Source organism: Leptotrichia sp. OH3620_COT-345, from assembly GCF_003932895.1.
In the GTDB taxonomy this organism is placed as follows: Bacteria; Fusobacteriota; Fusobacteriia; order Fusobacteriales; family Leptotrichiaceae; genus Pseudoleptotrichia.
In genome coordinates this window covers 1-2949 of record NZ_RQYW01000048.1, presented here as the reverse complement: position 1 = coordinate 2949, position 2949 = coordinate 1, and the positions used below count along the sequence as shown (strand labels likewise).

4 protein-coding genes are annotated in these 2949 nt (G+C 30.3%); all 4 read right to left on the bottom strand.

The features are described 5' to 3' along the window. Positions 1-77 precede the first annotated feature (77 nt). Positions 78-356, bottom strand: a complete 279-nt coding sequence (locus tag EII29_RS12935; RefSeq protein ID WP_233573329.1) for a hypothetical protein — start codon at positions 354-356, stop codon at positions 78-80. Beyond that, positions 331-1641, bottom strand: coding sequence for a ShlB/FhaC/HecB family hemolysin secretion/activation protein (locus EII29_RS11185; RefSeq protein WP_233573328.1), 1311 nt, complete (start codon positions 1639-1641; stop codon positions 331-333). Before EII29_RS11185 ends, EII29_RS12935 begins: the two co-directional genes overlap by 26 nt. 23 nt (positions 1642-1664) lie before the next feature. Beyond that, positions 1665-2351 (bottom strand): outer membrane beta-barrel protein, encoded by a 687-nt coding sequence (locus tag EII29_RS11180; protein ID WP_233573327.1) that lies wholly within the window; start codon positions 2349-2351, stop codon positions 1665-1667. A gap of 199 nt (positions 2352-2550) precedes the next feature. Then, on the bottom strand, positions 2551-2949 hold a 399-nt coding region (locus tag EII29_RS11175; protein WP_233573326.1), incomplete at its 5' end, for a hypothetical protein.

Sequence of the window (2949 nt, the reverse complement as noted above, 5' to 3'; positions counted from 1 at the left end):
AGACCTGAATCGTTACAGCTTAATACAAACAGTAACAAGGTTAAAAACATTATTATTTTTTTCATATCTATCTCCTTTTAGAATGTTGCCGATACTGTTACATAACCTCTGTGAGACTCTGCTTTTGTAAAGTTTCTTCCCTTATCGGTCTTTGATATTCCCGTATCAAGTGTTATCTTTTCTCCGTAATACCTTACCCCCAGTGAATAACTTGAAAGTGTCGTTATCTTTCCTTTTTTCACTCCATATCCGTTGTAATTATTTCTTACTTTTCCTAAATCCGCTTCCACATAAGGTCTTATCTTATACATAAACTGTCCTGTTTTACCTTCACTGCTTGGAAGTATATAGCTCAATTCCAGCTTTGTGCTTTACCTTTCCAAACTCATATCTGTTATCTGAAGGTTCTACACTTTCAGTCGGTAGTGTTCCCGCATTAAAGGCATTGTCTTCATTTGACCTGAATCCTTTTATTCCTTTGGTATACAATAAACCGTATGACATTATTCCCTTAAAAAGTTTAAACATTCCGTTTATCCCTATACTTCCTACTGTTATATTTCTATCCTGTGTTTCAAGTCTTTGAGCTGCTATATATGTTCTTTCTCTTTTTATATCAAGTCCCATTGTTAAGTTTAATTTCATATTTGCATTCCTGTATAGAAGTTTTGTCGTATTAAATCCGTATTGACCGCTTTCAGATTGTAATATGTAATTTGACGCACTTCCCAATATTAAACTCTTATCTTTTGTATTACTGTAGGATAAACTGAAATTCCAGCTCTTAAAAGGAAAGGAATATCCGAAAGAGTAGCTTTCGGAATAGTCGTCCTTATTCTTTTTGTTTTTTGTCAATTTACCGGTATCTCCCCTATAGGATAAATATATATTGTCATTTATTCCCGAAAGATTGTCATATTCTATTGTGGTTTTGTATTTTTGTTTATCTTTTTGAGTGTCTTCGTAATTTAATACCAGTCTTACAGGCTTTTCTTTTTTTGATTCTATTACTATTTTGGAATAGCCCTGTTTTATTCCGGGTACTATATTTATTTTTGAACTGTTTGACTCCACTCTGTTAAGGTTATCTATCCCGTTATCTATATGGGATATATTAAAAACTTTTCCTTTTTCATTTGTAAAAGCAAAAAATACTTTTCTTCTATCTTTTTTTGTATCTTTATCAAGGACTATTTCTTCTATTTTTCCTTCCAATACTACAAGTTTTATTACTCCTCCCTGTATGTTCTGGTCAGGCTCAAGGTATACCCTTGTTGTTATATATCCTTTTTCAGTATATACTTCATTTAGTCTTTTTACCAATGTTTTTAAGTCTATTATATTTATTTCCGTATTTCTGTATTCATTTATTATTCTGTTTATCTTTTCAGGATTTACAAGAGGTTTTATATGGTTTGTCGGAGTTTTTAAGATTATTGTCTTTACCAGAAACTTGGGCAACCCTTCCGTGTCTATATTTTCCGTACTTTCTTTTATCTCTTCCTGTAAATCTATCAGCCTGTCTCCTTCAAAAAATTCTTTCTGATTTTTAGGAAGTTCATTTTTAAGTATTCTTCCCTCTGAATATGTAATACTGTTTACCGTTATTATTAAACTTAACAAAAGCAATATTTTCTTCATACTTTATTCTTCTCTCCTTTAATTTAAAATCTGAATTGATAGCCGAAGCTTAATGTGAATCTTCTGAAGTTTGCACTTCCTTTATCTTTTACACCGTCATATCTTATACCTTCTATTTTGGCTGTATTTACCTGATAGGACAGTCCTGCGGTAAATCCTTTATATACCAGTCCTGTTCCTAATGAACAGTACATTCCGTTTTGAGCTTTTAAGTCTTTTAATTTACCTTCATCCACTACAGCTCCTGTTATTTTACTGTATGTTTTATATCTGCTTTGATTATTACCGTTTATATTAAATGAATATCCCAAGTCGGCTTTTATATACGGAACTATGTCGGAATTATTCCTGAAATTATACTTTACGGTTGCATAAAGAGGTAATGAATCATAAAGTTCAGTATCGGACACTTCAACTCTTAAATTGGTGTCTTCCACATCAATAAATTTCTTTAATTTTCCATGATTCTGATATGTAAGACCGACACCTAATTCGGTATTTTCAGTTACAAGATATCTGTATTCAGTTCCTAATTCATAAGAAAATTTAGTTTCCTTTGAAGGTGTCACATCAAATTTTGAAGCAGGAGATAATCCCGCCTTAAATTCTATTATATTATTTTCAGCCAATACGGCTGTACTTAGTGTTAAAAGTCCTTTTTTTCTCCTTATCTTTTGATTTATTATATCGATTTTTTTATTTTTATTCAAGAATTATTGTGTAGTTTTTTTGTGAGGGCTCATTGCCGCCCTCACCTTCCTGCTATCGACTACAAAATTTTTTATCTCTCATAAATATTTATTCGGAAAATTTTGAATACCGAGGTTTCTTTATTATTCTATCAATATAGAAAATACTAAAACAAACAGATATTTTTTCAATTTGAATATGGAGTCTTTTATTATAATTTTAATTACACGTCTTTGTAAATCCATTGGCTTTTATTATTTTTTCAGATATTTTTGATATTTCAAAGTCCTTTTCATCATACAATATTTTATAATACTGTTCTTTTTTTATTTGTTTACAATAAAAAACATTTGAACATCTTTCAGTTTCACTAAAAATTATAGGGATACCATAACCCGTTTTCATATCTACTATATTTCTTTGTTTAGAATTTATTATTGTATTTTCAGGTATTAATAATGTTGCTTCTCCAAATTGTACTTTCTTATTTATTGGTCTTTTTGATATATTTTTTATCGTTTCTTCTACCCCCTCCCTATATTTTTCTTCAGAAATTGCTGAAGGTCCATCCTTTCTTTTCAGTAAAACTTCATGCTTATCACTTTCTATTTCAAAGTT

Coding starts and splice junctions, on each gene's coding strand:
- EII29_RS11185 (WP_233573328.1), bottom strand. CDS start 1,641: ATGAAGAAAATATTGCTTTTGTTAAGTTTAATAATAACGGTAAACAGT.